This is a genomic window from Cytobacillus oceanisediminis 2691 (assembly GCF_007678455.1).
GTDB lineage: Bacteria > Bacillota > Bacilli > Bacillales > Cytobacillaceae > Mesobacillus > Mesobacillus oceanisediminis_A.
In genome coordinates this window covers 1-294 of the sequence record NZ_VEEP01000146.1, presented here as the reverse complement: position 1 = coordinate 294, position 294 = coordinate 1, and the positions used below count along the sequence as shown (strand labels likewise).

The window sequence follows — 294 nt, the reverse complement described above, 5'->3', positions numbered from 1 at the left end:
CACATGAAATTATCAATGCACAGCGTATTGGTACTGCATTAACAAAAAATCATAACCCTCATCCTCCTCCTACTTTTTTAACTAACCACCAATTACCTCCACCAACACTTTTTAATATTAACCCTCCACATCCTCCCCAATATCCATACCTTACTGGCTCAACACCTAGCAGAAACTCTCCCCGCAAAAAACCCAGAAACCAAACCACCACAACTCACTATCTCTTCTCCACCATTAACCCAAATCAATACACCCAACCTCCCCAATACCACAAACCTTGCCATCCTTCCACAT

Annotated in this window: 1 protein-coding gene; it reads left to right on the top strand. The window is 42.2% G+C overall.

The annotated features are described in order from the left end of the window. The coding region (locus FS736_RS24880) for a hypothetical protein (RefSeq protein WP_222125103.1) at window positions 1-294 on the top strand (294 nt) is incomplete at both ends.